Raw genomic sequence first — 19,609 nt, 5'->3', positions numbered from 1 at the left:
AGGGGATTGGAGTATGAGTTTAGCAAGTTTCTTTGAATCCATTCCGGAGAAACAACGCAATCTACAACTAGGTTTAGAATGCGATAATCCGATGAGTGGTGCATTCCCTCATAAACGGGTTGTTCATGCAGGACTAAATGGCACGCTTGTTTCTCCAAAGGAAACACAAGCCGTTTGGGATAATTTAATGAATGGCGCACCTAAAAAGGGTGAAATGCAATGCGCCTATATTCACATTCCGTTTTGTAAGACTAAATGTACATATTGTGGCTTCTTCCAAAATGGTACGAGTCAAAATGTAGAAGATCAATATATCGATGGTCTTATTAGTGAATTACAGCTCGCTAGTGAGCGCCCTAGATTAAAAGATGGTTTGATTCATGCTGTGTTTATTGGCGGTGGCACGCCAACATCGTTATCTCCAGTGAACTCTGAAAGATTGTTGAAAGCCATTAAAGAGTATTTGCCACTAGCTAACGATTATGAGCTTACCTTAGAAGGTCGTATTCACGACTTGATTCCTGAAAATCTCGATGTGTGGATGGCAAATGGTGTAAATCGTATGTCCATTGGTGTACAATCTTTCAACACAGAAGTACGTCAAATGGTGGGCCGTTTAGATACAAAAGAAACCGTATTGGAACGTTTAGCCGCGTTAAAAGCTTACGGTCAATGTTCCGTTGTTATCGACTTAATTTACGGTTTGCCTGGTCAAACTATGGAGGTTTGGGAACAAGATTTAACTGATTTGGTAAGCTCTGGTGTAGATGGTGCTGACCTTTACCAATTAAATGTATTTGATGGTAGTGATCTTAATAAGGATATTGCTAAAGGCAAGGTGCCCGCAGCAGCCACAACAGCTATGCAAGGGGATATGTTCGAGTTTGGCCGCAAATACTTAGACGAGCGTTCTTATCGTCGATTGAGTGCAGCTCACTGGAGTGCCAATAACCGTGAACGTAGCTTGTATAATATTTTAGCTAAAGCGGGCGTACCGATGTTCCCATTCGGCAGTGGTGCTGGTGGTAACGTTGATGGTTATGGCATGATGTTACATCGTGCATTAAAACCGTATGAAGATATGGTTAGTCGCGGTGAAAAACCATTTATGGCTCTCATGAAGCAAAGTGACTTACAACCTATCGTAAATCAGGTGGTAAGCCAGCTTGAACAAGGTTTCCTCAATATTAAGAGCTTAACTGAATTAGATGCAAAACTAGATGAATTAAACTGGCTTTATAAATTATGGAAAAAACGTGGTCTTGTAGCTTACAATGGTTTGCTTTATAAGTTGACTGCAGCTGGTGAATTCTGGACAGTAAATCTTACACAAAGTACATTAGAAGCCGTTGAGTATATTATGACTGGTAAAAACTCCTTTGCTATGGAGGCAGTAGCTGCTCAAGATACTAAAACAACGTCTAAAGATAATCCTAATCAAGAGGTACGTGGTATTGGCCAAGGTAAAGCTAATATTTCGGTACCAACTGATGAGGATTCAGAAGCGCAACGGAAGGAAGCTCTCATTGCAAAAGCAAAGGCAGAAATCGCTAAAAGCGGTGCTTCTGGTGAGTCAGCAAATCGAATGGTGCAAGCTATGTACAATTTGAGTGCTGACGAAATTGAATATATGATGGAACGTATGATGTCTTAAATTTATATTACACCTTGAATCTAACAACCCTTTCCAATAACAACATATACTAAACGAGACATAGTACGTGACATATAGTACTCTTTGTAGTACAGAAAAACCCCAGACAATAGTCTGGGGTTTACTTTTTATACGACGAAATGTATTCTGTAATTATATGGATTCATAAAACGTTTAATCTATAAACGTTATACTGCATAGAACGGGGTCACTATATTCGTATAAGAGTAACTATAGTTATAGCATGGGTTATGGTGACCGTTAAAGAAATAGGAGGTTAGTATGACTACATTTCCTCAAAAATATATAGATATCGTAGGCATTGGGGCTAGTACATTAGATCGATTTATCGTAGTAGATCATTATCCAACGGGCCGAGAGGTACAGCAAGTTGTTTCATCTACAACAGATGGTGGTGGCCCTGTAGCAACAGCGTTAGCAGTAGCCGGTAAATATGGTGCCCGTACTGCTATGATTGATAGCATCGGCGATGATATGGTAGGCCGTCATATTTTAGATGATTTTGAAAAATACAATGTAAATACGGAGGCCATCCAGGTTGAACGAGGGGCTAACAGTGGCGTTGCTACCATTCTCGTAAAACATAGCACCGGTGAGCGCGCAGTATTCTTTGAACGTTCTACAGCAAGAGAACCAGCATTCTTAGATTCTCATAAACAGTTAATTGATAATTCTTTTATATTGCATATTAATGGACGTCATAGAACACTCATGCGCGCTGCTATGGATGTAGCAAAGAAAGTGGGTACCATTATTTCCCTCGACGGCGGTGCACAGCGCTACGACGAAGAGATGAAGCCAATCACGGAAGATAGTCATATTGTTATCGTGGCTCGTGATTATGCTGAGAAATATACGGGCACCACTAATCTAGAAGAGGCATGTCGTATCATTCACGACCGAGGGGCTCTCATTGCTGGTGTTACGGATGGAGCGAATGGTAGTTATTTTGTGTGGCCTGATGGCACCGCTTATCGTTGTAAACCGTTTCCTCAAGACTCTGTCGTTGATACAACAGGGGCGGGGGATAGTTTCCATGGTGCCTTTTTAGCTAAACTTTCTAATATTTTACATAGTGAGAGTGCTAAAGTAAGTTCGACGAATGCGGTTCAGGGTGATACCTCTTTATGTGCTGTTGAGTTACTTAAAGGTTGTGCCCATAGTGACTTGGAAAAAGCAGCTATCTTTGCATCAGCTGTAGCTGCTTTAAATACACAAGGCATTGGAGGACGCAGTCCTTTACCGATCCTAGAACAAGTTCATAAACTAATGGGATTGGAGTAATGTAGCATGTGGCATGATATTTCACATTCTAATGTACAACGATACATGCAGCAAAATCCCTATCGATTATTAGCGCTTAGCTTTTTAGGGGTTATGATTATAGGAACAATATTGCTTATGCTTCCTATTTCAAGTGCTCATGGGCAAACAACTGCACTTGTAGACGCAGCCTTTACGGCGGTATCTTGTGTTTCCGTAACGGGGCTAGCTACAGTAGATACGTATTACCATTGGTCGTTGTTTGGGAAAATTGTTATGGTTATCCTCATCCAATTAGGAGGACTAGGGATTGTTTCTTTTACAACCATAATTGCTTTATTATTAGGAAAACGGGTTGGCCTAAAAAATCGAGTGCTCTTATCAGAAGATGTGGGGCAAGAGGGCATGACAGGACTTTTACATATTACTAAAAAATTGACCCTCTATACCTTTGCCATTGAGATCATAGGTGGCATAATTTATACGATACAGCTATATCCTTATATTGGCGATGCTGCATTGTATACGGGTATTATGCAAGCCATTTCGACCTTCTGCAATGCAGGCTTTGTATTTTTTGATAACGATCTACCATATGCCATGGTAGGGGATGTATTATTTAATATAAATACAGCGGCTCTCATTGTGATTGGTGGCTTTGGGTATCTGGCAGCCTTTGATATCTGGTCACATCGCAAGGTACGACGCTTTGTGGATTTAAAATTACATACTAAAATCATGTTGGTTGGTACTGTATTCCTCATTTTGTTAGGGGCCATCATTTTCCTAGGTGTTGAATGGTCTAATCCAAAAACCTTTGGACCTCTACCGATATGGAATAAAATCATGGCTTCTTTATTCCAATCCATTACACCTCGTACAGCAGGTATTGCGACGGTTGATTATAATGCATTGCATCCCATTACCCTGTTTGTTACCATCATTCTTATGTTTATCGGGGCGGGGCCAAACTCTACTGGTGGGGGTGTAAAAATCAGTACGGTAGCAGTAGCTATCCTTTCATCATGTACATTGTTTAATAACCGTCCAGACACAGAGATTTTTGAACGGCGCATTTCGTTAGTAACTGTGCTGAAAGCAAATGGAATCATCTTTTTATCCATTCTTCTCGTATTACTAGCCACATGTTACCTCGCTTGGGATGAACCTTACGATTTTATTCGTCTGCTGTTCGAGGTTACATCTGCCTTTGGCACCGTAGGACTTACAACGGGGATTACGCCTAACCTATCTGAAAGTAGTAAATGGGTTTTAATGCTCGTCATGTTTACCGGTCGTGTAGGTGTTATGACTGTTATCGGTACATGGGCGCTCAGAACTGCACCGACTAAGCCAATTGGTTATGCAGAAGAGAATGTATTGTTATAATTGCATAATGATTAATATATCAGGAGATATAGTATGAAATATAAAACAATTGCGGTCATTGGCCTCGGCCAATTTGGGACGACCATCGCCAAGATGTTAGCCTCTATGAATCATGAAGTATTAGGTGTAGATATTAATCCAGAAATCGTTCAAAAGATTTCCCCCTATGTAACACATGCCATTGTGGCTGATACGACTGATGAAGAGGCAATCAAAGCATTGGCGTTGAGTCAATTTGATATAGTCATCGTTGCCATTGGTGACAATATACAGTCTAACCTCATGACCTCTATGTTATTGAAAGAAATGAACATGCCTTATGTGGTATCTAAAGCTGAAAATGCCCTACAAGGTAAGATGCTCAAGAAGATGGGCGTAGATCTAGTTATCTATCCAGAATATGATGTGGCAGAACGGTTGGCACAATCATTAACTAGAGAACATGTGATGGATTATTTACAATTATCCAAAAGTATTAGCCTCATCGAAGTAGATATGCCCGCATTCTTGGTGGGCACATGCTTAAAGGATTCTAATTTGCGTGAGAAATACAATTTGAATGCTGTAGGAATCAGAAGAGGAGAGGAATTAGAGGTTCCGCCAAACCCAACTACCATTCTTTCGGCATCGGATAAATTATTAGTAATTGGGAATAATTCTGATTTAGATGCGTTAACGGTGTAGTAAGTATACGAAAGAGATATAACTATATCGAAAATATGTGATACAATAAAAATAGAATTCAGTATAGGTCATACGTATTCGTATGGCCTTTTTAAATAGAAATGAAGGTTAGTATGACAGAAGAACAATATATAACGGCGCTGACCAATAATCCACATGGAATTAGGAATATTCCTAATCCTACAGAAGCAATGCAACTTACCTGCGTAGCTCAAAATGGCATGTTGTTGCAATATATTAAAGAACCTACTAGAAAGGTTATTGAAACGGCGCTTTCACAATCACCACGAGCCATACAATTCGTGGAAAATCCTACAGAAGATTTATTACAGACACTGGTAGAAAAGGACTGGGCTGTTTTAGAATATATCGATAATCCATCGGATACGATTGTTAAGCAAGCACTCGCTCAATCTGGATGGGCTATACGCTATATCTCAAATCCATTAGAAGAACTACAGCTGGAAGCTGTAAAGGCCAACTATGATGCGTTGCAATACATTAAGGATCCCAGCGAATCCGTACAATTACAAGCAGTTAAAGAAAATTACTTGGCCTTGCGTTATATTGATGAGCCTAGCGTAGCAGTTCTAGAAGCAGCAGTAAAACAAGATCCGCAGGCAATGCGACAAATCACAAAGCTTACTAAAGAATTGGCGTTGCACCTATTTAGTGTAAGTGCTGCCACACTAGGGTATATACCCAATAATTTAGGCGTCACTGTGGACGAAATTAAATCTATCATCATTAGCGCTATCTCTAGTGATACAGTTGATGCAGACTATATTCGTGAATTAATCAACAATAAAGCTATCGGAGGTCGTCAATCTAAATGGCCTATCGATCTATTGTCACTTATAGATGCTTATGGAACTAGGGCTGTTAAGAAGATTGCAGTTAGTGAATATTTGAAATATTAGAACGGAGATATAATGAACTTTATAGATACAATGGCAAGTGTAGAATTAGTGCTTGCTGCTAATCAAGTGCCTTTGCTCGTTGGTGAAACGGGCATTGGTAAAACATCTCTTGCGGCACGCGTAGCTACTGTGCATGATTGGGAATTGGTAACCATTGATGGAAATCTTTTAAAAGAAGGTGAAATTGGTGGTTTACCAACTGTAGAATCTGTCACACATACAGATGGTCGTGGTAACACACATTCTGTAAAGACTACAGTGTATGCTGTACATCATACGTTGGAGCATGTGGCTCAAGCTGTGGATAAAGGTCGTCAAGTGTTGCTATTTATCGACGAAATTAACCGTGCTGAACATGCAGTGCAACAGGAGTTAATGAATCTTATCTTGAATCGTGAAATCAATGGCTTTTCTTTAAGTGATCAAGTGCGTATCATCGCCGCTATGAACCCTGAGGATTCTTTTGACTACCAAACTATCGACATGGACCCGGCCCAACAAAACCGTTTTGTATGGCTCTATATGAATGCGGATTATATGCAATGGATTGACTGGGCTATCGGTGCAGGCATTGAAGAAAAGGTTATCGAATTTATTTCTTCCTATCCTGAGTATTTAAATCAACGCCATGAAGACGATATTGATGCTACACCTCGTTCCTTTGAACGCGTGTCTGGTCTATATACGATTTATAAAAACCAAGAAGGTAATGCTTATAGTCGCGATGTATTTTTGAATGTTATCCGTGGTAACGTTGGTAAACTCATTGCGGAGGCCTTCGTAAACTTTATCGAGTCTGATCAAGACCCGCTCATTACCTTTGATGACGTATTGGCAGCAGTTCAAAAACCAGGTGCTATCATGTCTATGGCTGAACAGGTTAAAAGTGAAAGTCCAACTCGTCTATATGTAGCGGCTAAAAATATGTTGCATCGTTTAAACCACAATAGCAATGCCGAAGAAGTTCATCACTTCATTGAATTCCTTACATTATATCCTGGTGATTTACGCATAGCAGTTATGAAAGACTTACGTAATACGTATGAGCGTGTTTACTCTTATGCGATCGAAGATGATTTATTTGTAGATACTTTTTTTGAAGCACAGAAATAGTTCTATATGAATAGTTACTATAATCGAAGTAGCTATTTATGGACAAATGATTATAGTGCGTTATTAGTTGTGATACTGACTAATATAATATAAATTAAATTTGTTTTTCAAAGAAAAGGAGGTGGAATGATGCAACGAAATTTAGACAAGGACGATATCCGCGACGCCTCTGACTTGCTTACCCATATAGATGGGTGGGAGAAAACAGGGGCCTACGATGAAAAGTCCATTGAGGCTCTTGACCGATGGCATGCAAAGCGGGAGCGCATTCATCGTGAAGCAGAGGCTTTATATACGCAAATATATGCAACCTATGAGGCCTATGTAGATAGCTATGAAGAGCAACATCATAGTATGGCACCTGAACGTATCGCAGCGGATTTGATGAATCATAATATGTCGGATAGTCATATTGGCACTATTGGTCGAGCTCTTGAAGATATAGAAGTAGAAGGCACGAATCTTGCCGTTATGCAGCAAGCCATTATGACACCTGCCTTTGAGCAACGACTATGGAATATTTTGCATGATGTAAATAGTTTACTCCTTGAAGAGGACCAATTCTTTGGTTACTTCTATTTACAAATGGCTCATCGCATTCGCTTTGATATGACCAATGCTTTTGGTATTAACCTAAAGCAGGGAGGCTATGTACTGTATGTAAATCCATTTATCTTGTTACGCCAACCGCCAGATGTTATGAAGGATGGCATTAAGCGTGAAATTCTTCATATTATTTCTGCACATTTGATGCGCGTAAAAACATTGAGTCAAAGCTTTAATAAAACGGCCGTACATATGGCGATGGATATGGTTGTAAATGACTACTTAGAACATGTTGATCGTGATGCGGTTACTGTAGCCAATGTAAATGAACGTTTTGGATTGATGCTCAAACGATTCCGTACCATTGAGTATTACGCCAAGGCCATCGATAAGGCGATGAAGGAAAAGCCTGAACTCTTTGTACCCATAGATAATTCTGATACGGCTGTGGCTATGGAGTTTGACCCTCAAACTAGCCATGACATTTGGGATGAATCTGACTCCATTGATACGGACACGATGGACCAAATTACGGAGCGCTATATCAACGAAGCCTCAAAAGGTGATATGGAAGGGTATGTGAAGAGTCTCATCGATACCTTCCAAAAGACACGTCGTGCTCTCCCCTGGTATTTCTACCTTAAAAAGCTCATGGGTAAGGTAGCAAGTGGGTACAAAAAAACGACGATGCGTCGCAATCGTCGTCAACCTGAGCGCTTGGAGTTGTCGGGTACCTTGCGCCAACATAAAGCTAATGTATGGGTTGCTCTCGATATGAGTGGCAGTATTACCGATGCAGAGTTTACGAACGCGCTAGAACAAGTACTACAAATTGTGCATGCCTATAATCATCGCATCACCGTTGTAGAATGTGATAATGAGGTGCGCCGTACTTATACGATGGAATCAGTAAAAGATGTAAAGCCTCGCCTTGATGTGCGCGGTGCAACAGCTTTCTCGCCAGTATTTTCTTTAGCAAATCAAAACCGTGTGGATTTATTGGTTTACTTCACGGATGGCAAAGGCGAGGAACGAATACGAGAGGCTCCGAAAGGGTATAAGGTTTTATGGGTTCTTACAGGAGAAAATCCTCAACTATCTCTTCATAATCCGTATGGCATGGTTCGTGAACTAGGTTATGTGGGTGTAGATGAAACACAAGATATAGATGAATTTGTACGTATGTCTAGTCGTAGTGGCTTTTCTATGGCTAACCAAGAGGTTTAGGCTGCTTTATAAAGGTGAGCACTGATATATCTTGGTTTAACCTAGAGAAGCGTTTATAAAAGCATATAAAAATGACGCAATTCGTTGGAATTGCGTCATTTCTACATAATCATTATTTTTTATATTAGCTGTTGAGCTCGATAGAGGAACCTGGATCGATGATAAGCGCTGTTTGGTTGTATTTACCTTCTACTAAGCTTGTAAATACACCTGGTTCACGGTCGATAACAGGCCATGTTTTGTAGTGAATTGGAATAGAGATACGCGCTTTTACATAGGAAGCTGCAAGTGCTGCATCTTCAACGCCCATCGTGAAGTTATCGCCGATAGGAAGTAAAGCGTAGTCAATATCGCCAAAGCGGTTCAACAATTTCATATCGCTAAAGAGCGCTGTATCGCCTGCAAAGTATACGATATCACCGTAAAAGTCTACGATACAACCTGCTGCATGGCCACCAGGCACACCAGCACCATGGAAGGCAGGTACTATGCGAACAGAACCGAATTCAAAGTCAAATTTACCACCTAAATGCATTGCATGAGTACGACAACCAGCAGCTGCTGCTTTACCAGCTACCTCTGCAGTAGAGATAACGAGTGCATCATTTGCTTTAGCAATGAAATCTGTATCGCCATAGTGGTCATCGTGACCATGGCTGACAAAGATATATTGGCATTTGATATCTTCTTTTTTTGCGATATCCCATGTATTACCCGTTAAGAATGGGTCGAAAATCATGGACACATCACCGCGTGTTAGCATAAAGCAAGCATGACCGAAATAAGTTAGTTTTGTTTTCATAGGAACACTTCCTTCCTTATACATATAAATCTTAATTCTATTGTATAATATAACTAATGAAAATAAAACTATTGATGATAATTTATGCATAATTAGTAAGGATATAGTATGAATTTAACACATTTTGACCAAGATGGTAATGCTTGGATGGTAGACGTATCCGATAAGGATATCACATCCCGCACAGCCATCGCAGAAGGATTCATAGCAATCAATGATGCCATTTATGAGCGCATTGCTGCAGGTACTATAAAAAAGGGCGATGTCCTTAGTGTTGCGCAACTAGCTGCTATTATGGGGGCTAAGCAAACGAGCAATCTCATTCCTCTTTGTCATCCATTAGCGCTCACAAAGGTTGAGGTTCACTGCTCTTTAGTAGATGGTGAAAGCCCTGCTTGCACTGATGAAAATCATAACAAGGCCGTCAAGGTACGTGCCATCGTTAAGACTACTGGAAAAACGGGCGTTGAAATGGAGGCCCTTACAGCTGTACAAGTGGGATTGCTCACCGTATACGATATGTGTAAGGCCATCGATAAAGGCATGATTATGGGCCCTACATACCTCGTAGAAAAAGAAGGCGGGAAAAGTGGACATTTTGTGCGTTCCTTTGTAGAATAATATAGATATAAAGAATAGGGGAACGAAAATGGAAATAGTACTTTATGAGCCAGAAATCCCTGGCAATACAGGAAATATAGCGCGTTTATGCGCAGCTAATCATATGACTTTGCACCTTATCAAACCACTTGGCTTTTCCATCGACGATAAGCACGTGAAACGAGCTGGTCTCGATTATTGGCATTTGGTAGATGTACAGGTACATGAAAATATTCAAGAGTTGTATGCGAAATATCCTGATCGCAGATATTTCTACGCTACTACAAAAGCAAAGCATACCCACTCTGAGGTAAAGTATGAAATCGGAGATATGCTCGTATTTGGCCCTGAATCAAGAGGCTTGCCTGAAAGCTTATTAGAAGGTGTTGAAGAAACATGCATTCGCATACCAATGGTAGATGAGGCGCGTTCTTTAAACTTATCTAACGCAGTAGCCATTATTGCGTATGAAGCTATGCGCCAACTTGATTATCCAGATCTTAAAGCCGAAGGCAACTGGATTCAACCTAAATAAATATACTTTCACCATTGAGATATATACAATAAATATGTGTTAGAAATCCTACCCAATCTACATGAGAGGTAGTATTTTGACAGGTGTTGTTAGAGGAGGATATTATGAACTACGATAAAGCTCATGATTTAGCTCACGCTATGCGTGAATCCGAAGAGTACAAAGAATTAATGGCAGCTCAAGAAGCTTTGAAAGCTGACGCAGTAGCAGCGGCGTTGGTACGCACATTTATGGCACAACAAATGCAATGGGAATACGCTAAGTTGTCTGGTGCACCAGAAGCTGATGAATTGCAAAAGAAACAAGAGGAAATGATGCCTCAAATTCAAGAAAATGCTGCAGCGGCTGCTTATTTACAAGCACAAATGCGTTGGAGCCAAATCTCTAATGATATTTATAAAATCATTAGCGAACCAATCACTGAGGGGATGAAAGTGTTAGATCATGGCGAACAACAACAACCAAAACATTAAGGCCTTAAAAGAAGCCTTATTAGAGAAATTACCTAGTACACGTGTACGAGAACAGGAACTGCTTTGTCATCATACGACATTTAAAATTGGTGGTCCTGCTGATTTATTTATTGAACCTACGACGATGGATGAGTTGAGCTTTACGCTACGCACTATTCACGAATTACAAGTGCCTGTAACTATTATTGGTTGCGGCTCCAATATTTTGGTGAAAGACGGTGGCATTCGCGGTGCTGTTGTATCGGTTCGTCATATGACCCAAATCATGGATTGCAATGATAATGTGTTATGCATTGGTTCTGGGTATATGTTAAAAGATGCGTCTGAATTTGCCTGGGAAAATGGTCTCTCTGGTCTTGAGTTTGCCATTGGTATTCCAGGAACATTGGGCGGTGCTGTATTTATGAATGCAGGGGCTTATGACGGGGAAATGAGCCATGTAGTCACATCAGTATTAGCTGTAGATTTCGAAGGTAATATCAAGGAATATGATGCATCTCATTTAGATTTTGCCTATCGTCATAGTGTATTCCACGATAACCATGAGGTTATTGGTGAAGTTATTATGACCCTTAAACCAGGCGACAAGGATGCTATCAAAGCGCGTATGGATGAGTTAACAGAAAAACGCGAATCCAAACAACCTTTAGAATTTGCTAGTGCAGGCTCTACCTTTAAGCGTCCACCAGGTTATTTTGCAGGTACATTGATTGAACAAACAGGCCTAAAGGGTTTGTCTGTAGGTGATGCACAAGTATCTCATAAGCATGCTGGCTTTGTTATCAATACAGGCAGTGCTAGTGCAAAGGATGTACTTGACCTCATTGCAGAGGTACAACGTCGCGTATATGACCAACATGGGGTTCACCTTGAACCAGAAGTACGCATGATTGGTGAAGACTAACAAAAAGATAGTTACATAGTAATCAAAGATTTCTTATGCTTTTTCTTATGATGTAAGTGTTTGAGTATTTTTACTCAACCTTTTATAAGAATGGGGTATAAGAAATCTTTTTTTACAGTATTTTTGACTTTTTTCTATAGTCTACGTTATAATTAACTGTTGCCAATTTTGGGAATATACCTACATAGTGACTTTCACAAGTCCTATGTGATATAGAATATACTGAAAGAATTAAAGGGAGGATCTTATGATTCGCGAAAATCTTCGTAATGTAGCGATTATCGCCCACGTTGACCATGGTAAAACTACTTTGGTGGACGCGTTATTAAAACAAAGCCATGTGTTCCGTGAAAATGAAAAAGTAGCAGAACGCGTAATGGACTCCAACGACTTGGAACGTGAACGCGGTATTACTATTTTGTCCAAAAACACTGCTGTAATGCATGATGGTATCAAAATCAACATCGTTGATACTCCAGGCCATGCTGACTTCGGCGGCGAAGTAGAACGTGTACTTAACATGGTTGATGGCGTATTGCTTCTCGTAGATGCTTACGAAGGTCCAATGCCTCAAACTAAATACGTTTTGCGTAAAGCATTAGAACAAAAATTGAAACCAATCGTAGTTATCAATAAAATCGACCGTCCTGACCAACGTGTTAAAGAGGTTGAAGATGAAGTTCTTGAATTGTTCATGGAACTTGAAGCTGATGACGATCAACTTGACTTCCCTGTAGTATATGCATCCGCTCGTGCTGGTGTATCCAAAACTAACTGGGATGACGAAGCAGTAAACATGGAACCATTGTTCAAAACATTGATCGAAGAAATTCCTGCACCACAAGGCGACATGGAAGGTCCTCTTCAATTCATGGTTACTACACTTGATTACGATAACTTCATCGGTAAAATCGCTGTAGGTCGTATCGTTCGCGGTAAAATGAGACCTAACCAACAAGTGGCTATCATGAATGGTGAAAGCACACGTAAAGCGAAAATCGGTCGCGTATACACATACAATGGCTTGAATCGTGTTGAAACTGACGAAGCACAAATGGGTGATATCATTGCATTCGCTGGTATCGACGATATCAACATCGGCGAAACTGTAGCTGATGCTGAAAATCCTGAAGCATTACCATCTATCTCCATCGACGAACCAACATTGTCCATGGTATTCTCTGTAAACAACTCTCCATTCGCAGGTCGCGAAGGTGAATTTGTTACATCCCGTCACTTGCGTGATCGTTTGTTCCGCGAAGTAGAAACTAACGTTTCTATGAAAGTTGAAGAAACTGATTCTGCAGATGCCTTCAAAGTATCTGGCCGTGGTGAATTGCACTTGGCTGTATTGATTGAAACTATGCGTCGTGAAGGCTACGAATTACAAGTAGGTAAACCTCGCGTAATCTTCAAAACTATTAACGACCAATTATGTGAACCTTTGGAAGCATTGACTATCGACGTACCTCAAGAATTCATGGGTACAGTAATGGAAAATCTTGGTCAACGTAAAGCTGAATTGACTAACATGGTTGAATTAGCTGGTTACCTTCGTATGGAATTCGTAATTCCTGCTCGTGGTTTGATTGGTTTCCGTGCACAATTCTTAACAGCTACAAAAGGTAATGGTATCATGAACCATGTATTCCATGGTTATGCACCATACAAAGGTGAAATTCCTTCCCGTACACGCGGTGCTTTGGTAGCATTCGAAAATGGCGAAACTACTCCATATGGTTTGAACTCTGTTCAAGACCGTGGTACATTGTTCGTTGGTCCTAACCAAGATGTGTACGCAGGTCAAGTTATCGGTGAAAACACTCGTGAACTTGATATGGATGTTAACCCATGTAAGAAAAAACACGTTACTAACATGCGTTCTAGCTCCTCTGACGAAGCAGTACGCTTGACTCCACCTCGTATCTTCTCCTTGGAACAAGCTCTTGAGTGGATCAACGATGACGAACTCGTTGAAGTAACACCTGAAAGCATTCGTATGCGTAAAACAATCCTTGATCGTAACGCACGTGCGAAAGCAGCTAAAAACAAAAAATAATATCCTTAGTGATATAAGACGACGCTCCTTTGGGGCGTCGTTTTTTTGTACACATAACAAAGAAGATATTCCTATTTATTATATTCATATGAAAAATAGATGATAATTTTATCATTTATGATTAATTGCTATATAGAAGCTTGTATATATTGAGTTTGCATAATGCCTTGCTGATACAGGTATCGGTATATACGGAATATCTATGTCGATGTATAATAATAGCAAGTTTGTTGAAACTAGTTATTGATTATGGAGGTTCTTATGAATAAGAAAATCTTAGCTTCTTTGTTCGCAGTAGGTTTAGCAGCGGGTTGTGTGTGCTCTTCCGTTGATGCTCATGGCGTATTCTTCGCTAACCGTTTAGACGAAAAAGCTTTAGTACTTGGCGAAGGCCCTGTAGATGATGCATATAGCCCAGACATGGTTAAAGGTATCGTTGGTTATGATAACAATGGTGCAGTTATCCCTGTAGAAGTTATTAAACATGAAAAAAATATAGCTATCGTTCCACCAGCTAATTTAGGTGTTACAGTAACTAACTTTGACTATGGCTACTGGACAAAAGACAAAGACGGTAAAACTGTACATAAACCAATTACAGAAGTTCCTGGTGCTCAAAAAAGTACACATGCCATTAAATATGATGTTCACTACTGGAATGCAGAAGCAAAACCTTTCAACAATAAAGATGCTTTCATCCAAATCATTCCATCCGTTAACCCATTAACACTTAAAAAAGGTGATACATATGAAATCCAAGTCTTGAAAGACGGCAAACCATATGCAAATGCACCTCTTATCAAAGACGTAATTAATGATCTTACTAATGAAAGCCAAGCTGATGCTAACGGTAAAGCAACAGTTACTGTAAGCGCTAATGGCCTTAACGTAGTAGGTGTTGAAGTGGGCTTCCCAACTCAAATTAAAGGGGAACAAAATAAATACTTCAGCGCATTGTCCTTCATCATCAATCCTGAATAATAGTGTGTACTATTTAATGAGTGTGTAGTTATAAAAGACCTCCTAAGTTGGACTTAGGGGGTCTTTTTACGTTTTTATGTATACGTTTGTGAGAGTATCTAGATTTTGCTAGGTAAAAGGAGAGATTATTATGAAATTGCATCGTCATCTATCGGCTGTGATGGCTGCGTTAGTTTTGACAGGTATATCTTATTCTGCGATGGCTACAGAAATTACTGCAACGAGCGATAAAGCAGAGGAATTGCTCGGTTTAACAATGGGGTCACCGGTACAAACACAACCTGAGGTTAAGCAGATAGAGGATACATTAACTGTTAATGTGCATGGTAAAAGCTTAACAGAGGCTGGTAAAAGTAAGAATGTAACTGGTATCTATAATGGATTTGGATCCCAATTAACAGTAGATAAAGATCTTATTGTACGACTAAAGAATGATGCACCAGCATCTAAAAGAGAGCTTGGTCATTACTATATGAGCGCTGTATATGCTGGGTACGGTGGCAAAGTGCCAAGACTTAGTAAGGATAATCCTGATAGAGATTATGGAGATACGAATATACATGTGAAAGGTAATGTAGATATTGATGCTATCGGTGTAGGCTTACAAGCTAATCAACGTGGCCATATTATCGTTGATGGTGGCGGTCGCATCATTACTCATCCGTTAGAAACATCTGATATCTATTCTGTAGTAGCCGAAGAGGGTGATGTCTATGTAAATGCAGGTTCTGATGGTAAACATCCTGGCACCAAAGACTTAGTTGCTGTTGGTAATGTAGGCTTAATCGACAAGGATTATGGTCGCGATCCAAACCATAACGAAGAACCTACGAATGTCGGTTTAGCTTTCACAACACCAAACTCTAGCCTCACAGGTGCTGTATTAAATGAATATGCAGAAAGTAATAAAAATCCTCATAATTCTGGTGCCGATATTTACCTTCAAAATGGGGCCACTTGGAATAATGAATGGATTGGTGCGGACAGACCAACACCAAAGAAAGAGCGTAAATCTGGCGACAATGCGGCATACCTATATAAGGGCAGTAAGGTTCGTAATCTCGTAGGTGGTACGAGTCCAACGGCAGCAGGCAATATTCATCCTATCGATGCACGCCCTATAACAATTCAAAACTATAGTGGTTATGTGAATGCCATTTATAAATCTGGCGTACCAGCAAGTGAACCTGAAAAGGGTCAAATCATCGTTGAACATGCAGCAGATAATAGTCATATTACAATGCAAGGGGATCATTCTGGTAATACCATCGATGATGCAAGTTATAAAAAGGAAATACAAGTATTAGCCAATAAATTACAATATACCGGTAATGATAAGAAATTAAGCACAACGGTTCAAATTAATGAAGGTATTACGAGTCCAAGTGCTATTGCAGAACTTGGGACCGATCATTTCGACGCACAAGGAAATCTAGTTGTAGACGATACAACAAAGATTACTCGTGGCAGTGAATCATCATTAGTGAGTGGCACTAAATCTGCCCTTACATCGACCGCTATGGCATGGAAGAATAACACTAATGATTTACAACGCCGTTTAGGAGATCTTCGTCTAGCTAATACAAACCAAGGTGTATGGGCAAAATACATTGGCGGTAAATCTAAGATTACAGATGGTGCAGATGCGCATATGACCTATAATGGGGTACAAGTTGGTTACGACCATAAAGCATCCAATGGTTGGATTTTTGGCGGAGCTATTGATTACAGTACATCTAGTAATTCTTACGCTAACGGCAGTGGTGATGGTAAACTTGGTGGCATCGCCGTATATGGTACAAAACAACATGATGATGGACGTTATTTAGATATTATTGCGCGTGGTAATAGATTGTCCAATGACTACAAACTCTACTCCATAGGCGGACAACGATTGAATGGTAATTATCATACTTATGGTACATCCTTGAGTGCTGAGTATGGCAAACGGATTAAAAAGCAAAATGGCTTCTACATCGACCCTAGTGTAGAATTTATTGTAGGCCGTTTACAAGGTGTATCCTATGATGCAGCTATAGCAGGTGGTGGCTCTATGCATGTGAAATCTGACGCTGTTAACTCTGCTGTAGGCAGACTCGGTATTGGTATTGGGAAAGAAACAGAAAAATCTAATATCTTTGCCAAATTAGCGTTAGCTCATGAATTCTCTGGTAAGGTAAATACTACATATTCTGCACCAGGTAATCCAACAGTACAAACAACAGTAGACTTGAAGGATACTTGGGTTGATGCTGAAATTGGCGGATCCTGGAGCGTACGACCTAGCACATATCTATATGGTACATTCACTAAAAACTTTGGTGCTACTATAGATAATACATGGCGTATCGATGCAGGGGTACGACATAACTTTTAATTGAATAAATGAAAACTCTGTAGTTGCCTGTGGGGAAGGTGCTACAGAGTTTTTTATGTAAAAGTGTCTATATGAATTATTCTATAGCGGCAAATAGGCAAATATTAATTGGCTTACTGTGATGGTCATACTTTAATAATTTGGTATATCTATGTTAGTATATAAAGGCTAGTTAATATGTAACTTCTTAAGTAAGAATTAGGAGGATATGATATGAAAGTTCTAATCGTAAATGGCAGTAGCCATGTAAATGGTACAACAATGCAAGCTATACAAGAGGTACAAAAGGTTTTCGGTGAAGCCAATGTGGAAACAGAGGTAATCCAACTCGGTAATAAACCTATTCGTGATTGTATCCAATGTGGTTATTGTTTTGAACATGGTGAATGTGTATTTAAAGATGATGATGTAAATGCTTTCGTAGAAAAAGCGAAGGATGCAGATGGCTTTATCTTTGCAACCCCTGTATACTACGCTCATCCTAGTGGACGTATTTTATCCTTTTTAGATCGCGTATTCTTCAGTGCCGAAAGCATAAAGCCAAATCCATTTGCCTTTAAACCAGGTGCATCTATCGCTGTAGCTCGTCGTGGTGGTACAACGGCTTCCTTTGATGTACTTAATAAGTACTTTGGTATTTCTCAAATGCCAGTTGCAGGCTCTACCTACTGGAATATTAGTCATGGTTTAGTAGCAGAAGATGCTAAGCAAGATGAAGAAGGTATGCAAACCATGCGCAACTTGGCTAGAAATATGATTTGGATGATGCGTAGCTTTGCTGTAGCTAAAGAACAAGGAGTGCCATATCCAGATACAGAGAAAAATGTATCTACGAACTTTGTCCGTTAATATCTCAGCGATTGGTGCGTTACGAGAGAAGTTATGATGGTTAAGGTTTTATTCATTTGTCATGGTAATATCTGTCGTTCTACAATGGCGGAGTTTTACATGAAGCAGATCGTTGAGCAGGCTGGTCTAAGTGATTCTATCTATGTTGAGTCTGCTGCCACATCTCGTGAGGAGATAGGGAACGACACCCATTATGGGACTAAACAAAAATTAGATGAAATGGGAATCCCTTATACACGTCGCAAGGCTCGTCAAGTGACGGTTGATGACTATCATAACTTTGATTATCTTATTATCATGGATGAAAATAATGCACGGAATTTACACAGTATCATCGGTGATGATATAGACTCAAAGGTATATAAGGCTATGTCCTTTGTTGGTGAAAGCCGTGATGTAAAGGATCCTTGGTATACGGGGAACTTTGACGAAACCTATGACGATGTTAGTCGTAGCTGTGATGCTCTACTAGAATTGCTTAAAACAAAAATATAATGGAAATAGCCCCTATAGTTAGCTAGTAAATGCTTGACTATAGGGGCCTTTCTGTATAAACCTAGTGTCTGTATATACTTTATACTATCGAACCATAGCGTAATATGGTATAATTTTTAGGTATTCATGCGCCTATAGCTCAGGGGAGAGAGCGCCGGTCTCCGGAACCGGGTGCGCAGGTTCGAATCCTGCTAGGCGCACCAATTAAAAGGCTTCTCGAATTTCGAGAAGCCTTTTTGTTTACTATCTATATTTATTACACTGAATGCCTCTAGATTTAAATTCCTTCATGAGTATGGCTGTAGCTTTATCAATACTTTCTTCGTTACTTGCTAATACAAACTTTTGGTAATAGACCGTTCCATCAAAATTTATCCAACGGCTTGTCTTACCATTTAATAGGCAAACTTTCATTTTGCCGGCCCACCCAGGCGAACGAAATGGTTTGTATTTAGAAAAGCGTACTTCGCGAATATCTTTTAACTTAAAGGTTTGTTTCATTAATCCAATGCCTATAGAGACTTGGTCATCGTTAAAGTAAAGAAGTTTATAACGTTCTTCAGGAGGCATGGATCTAATTGTAGATAAGTTATAGGTCGCAAAGGCTACAGCAATACCGACTAATACAAACATTAGAATTATCATATAGATTCCCATACTTTCAAGGCCTCCTTTTCTCTATTATAATAAATATAAGTACTGTACGAAATAATTTTT

18 protein-coding genes and 1 tRNA gene are annotated in these 19,609 nt (G+C 39.8%); 17 read left to right on the top strand and 2 right to left on the bottom strand.

Going from position 1 to position 19,609, the window contains the following annotated elements:
- The first annotated feature begins 13 nt into the window (after positions 1–13).
- The 7 genes from hutW (at position 14) to ACDF53_RS00970 (ending at position 8,817) form a co-directional block, all read left to right on the top strand.
- A complete protein-coding gene (hutW, locus tag ACDF53_RS01000; protein WP_370815219.1) occupies positions 14–1,654 on the top strand; it encodes a heme anaerobic degradation radical SAM methyltransferase ChuW/HutW in 1,641 nt (546 codons plus the stop codon).
- 282 nt (positions 1,655–1,936) lie between these two features.
- Positions 1,937–2,959, top strand: a complete 1,023-nt coding sequence (locus tag ACDF53_RS00995; protein WP_370815218.1) for a carbohydrate kinase family protein — start codon at positions 1,937–1,939, stop codon at positions 2,957–2,959.
- 6 nt (positions 2,960–2,965) lie between these two features.
- Entirely contained in the window at positions 2,966–4,327 is a 1,362-nt protein-coding gene (locus ACDF53_RS00990; protein ID WP_370815217.1) for a TrkH family potassium uptake protein, read from the top strand.
- 33 nt (positions 4,328–4,360) lie between these two features.
- Positions 4,361–5,011, top strand: a complete 651-nt coding sequence (locus ACDF53_RS00985) for a TrkA family potassium uptake protein (protein WP_296008802.1) — start codon at positions 4,361–4,363, stop codon at positions 5,009–5,011.
- Positions 5,012–5,124: 113 nt separating this feature from the next.
- A complete protein-coding gene (locus ACDF53_RS00980) occupies positions 5,125–5,931 on the top strand; it encodes a DUF4116 domain-containing protein (protein ID WP_370815216.1) in 807 nt (268 codons plus the stop codon).
- A gap of 12 nt (positions 5,932–5,943) precedes the next feature.
- Positions 5,944–7,044 carry an AAA family ATPase gene (locus ACDF53_RS00975; RefSeq protein ID WP_346661158.1) on the top strand — a complete coding sequence of 367 codons (1,101 nt, stop codon included), beginning with the start codon at positions 5,944–5,946 and terminating at the stop codon, positions 7,042–7,044.
- Between the two features lie 129 nt (positions 7,045–7,173).
- Entirely contained in the window at positions 7,174–8,817 is a 1,644-nt protein-coding gene (locus ACDF53_RS00970) for a VWA-like domain-containing protein (protein ID WP_370816180.1), read from the top strand.
- A gap of 124 nt (positions 8,818–8,941) precedes the next feature.
- Here the strand turns inward: ACDF53_RS00970 and ACDF53_RS00965 are convergent, their stop codons facing one another.
- Positions 8,942–9,619 (bottom strand): metal-dependent hydrolase, encoded by a 678-nt coding sequence (locus tag ACDF53_RS00965; protein ID WP_105094049.1) that lies wholly within the window; start codon positions 9,617–9,619, stop codon positions 8,942–8,944.
- A 108-nt stretch (positions 9,620–9,727) separates the two neighbouring features.
- Here ACDF53_RS00965 and moaC point away from each other — a divergent pair, with 108 nt between their 5' ends.
- From moaC to ACDF53_RS00915, 10 genes are all read left to right on the top strand, one after another.
- Complete coding sequence (gene moaC / locus ACDF53_RS00960; protein WP_370815215.1) at positions 9,728–10,240, top strand: cyclic pyranopterin monophosphate synthase MoaC; 513 nt, start codon at positions 9,728–9,730, stop codon at positions 10,238–10,240.
- A gap of 28 nt (positions 10,241–10,268) precedes the next feature.
- On the top strand, positions 10,269–10,754 hold the full coding sequence (trmL, locus tag ACDF53_RS00955; RefSeq protein WP_005385766.1) for a tRNA (uridine(34)/cytosine(34)/5-carboxymethylaminomethyluridine(34)-2'-O)-methyltransferase TrmL: 486 nt from the start codon (positions 10,269–10,271) through the stop codon (positions 10,752–10,754).
- A gap of 104 nt (positions 10,755–10,858) precedes the next feature.
- Positions 10,859–11,227, top strand: a complete 369-nt coding sequence (locus ACDF53_RS00950; protein ID WP_105089509.1) for a YlbF family regulator — start codon at positions 10,859–10,861, stop codon at positions 11,225–11,227.
- Entirely contained in the window at positions 11,199–12,131 is a 933-nt protein-coding gene (murB, locus tag ACDF53_RS00945; protein ID WP_370815214.1) for a UDP-N-acetylmuramate dehydrogenase, read from the top strand. Before ACDF53_RS00950 ends, murB begins: the two co-directional genes overlap by 29 nt.
- 247 nt (positions 12,132–12,378) lie before the next feature.
- A complete protein-coding gene (gene typA, locus ACDF53_RS00940; RefSeq protein WP_370815213.1) occupies positions 12,379–14,190 on the top strand; it encodes a translational GTPase TypA in 1,812 nt (603 codons plus the stop codon).
- Positions 14,191–14,451: 261 nt separating this feature from the next.
- The gene (locus ACDF53_RS00935) at positions 14,452–15,171 is read left to right on the top strand and encodes a DUF4198 domain-containing protein (protein WP_370815212.1); all 720 of its coding nucleotides are present in this window, start codon (positions 14,452–14,454) and stop codon (positions 15,169–15,171) included.
- Between the two features lie 130 nt (positions 15,172–15,301).
- A complete protein-coding gene (locus ACDF53_RS00930; RefSeq protein ID WP_370815211.1) occupies positions 15,302–17,548 on the top strand; it encodes an autotransporter outer membrane beta-barrel domain-containing protein in 2,247 nt (748 codons plus the stop codon).
- A gap of 213 nt (positions 17,549–17,761) precedes the next feature.
- Positions 17,762–18,397, top strand: a complete 636-nt coding sequence (locus ACDF53_RS00925) for a flavodoxin family protein (RefSeq protein ID WP_370815210.1) — start codon at positions 17,762–17,764, stop codon at positions 18,395–18,397.
- 36 nt (positions 18,398–18,433) lie between these two features.
- Positions 18,434–18,892, top strand: a complete 459-nt coding sequence (locus ACDF53_RS00920) for a low molecular weight protein-tyrosine-phosphatase (protein ID WP_370816179.1) — start codon at positions 18,434–18,436, stop codon at positions 18,890–18,892.
- A 128-nt stretch (positions 18,893–19,020) separates the two neighbouring features.
- A tRNA-Arg gene (locus tag ACDF53_RS00915) sits at positions 19,021–19,095 on the top strand.
- Between the two features lie 40 nt (positions 19,096–19,135).
- On the opposite strand, the gene ACDF53_RS00910 is transcribed toward ACDF53_RS00915, so the two are convergent.
- Complete coding sequence (locus ACDF53_RS00910; protein ID WP_370815209.1) at positions 19,136–19,549, bottom strand: hypothetical protein; 414 nt, start codon at positions 19,547–19,549, stop codon at positions 19,136–19,138.
- Positions 19,550–19,609 lie beyond the last annotated feature (60 nt).

Source organism: Veillonella sp. (assembly GCF_041333735.1).
GTDB lineage: Bacteria > Bacillota > Negativicutes > Veillonellales > Veillonellaceae > Veillonella.
Note: the sequence above shows the minus strand (reverse complement) of the source record. Positions and strands in the feature narration are given on the sequence as shown.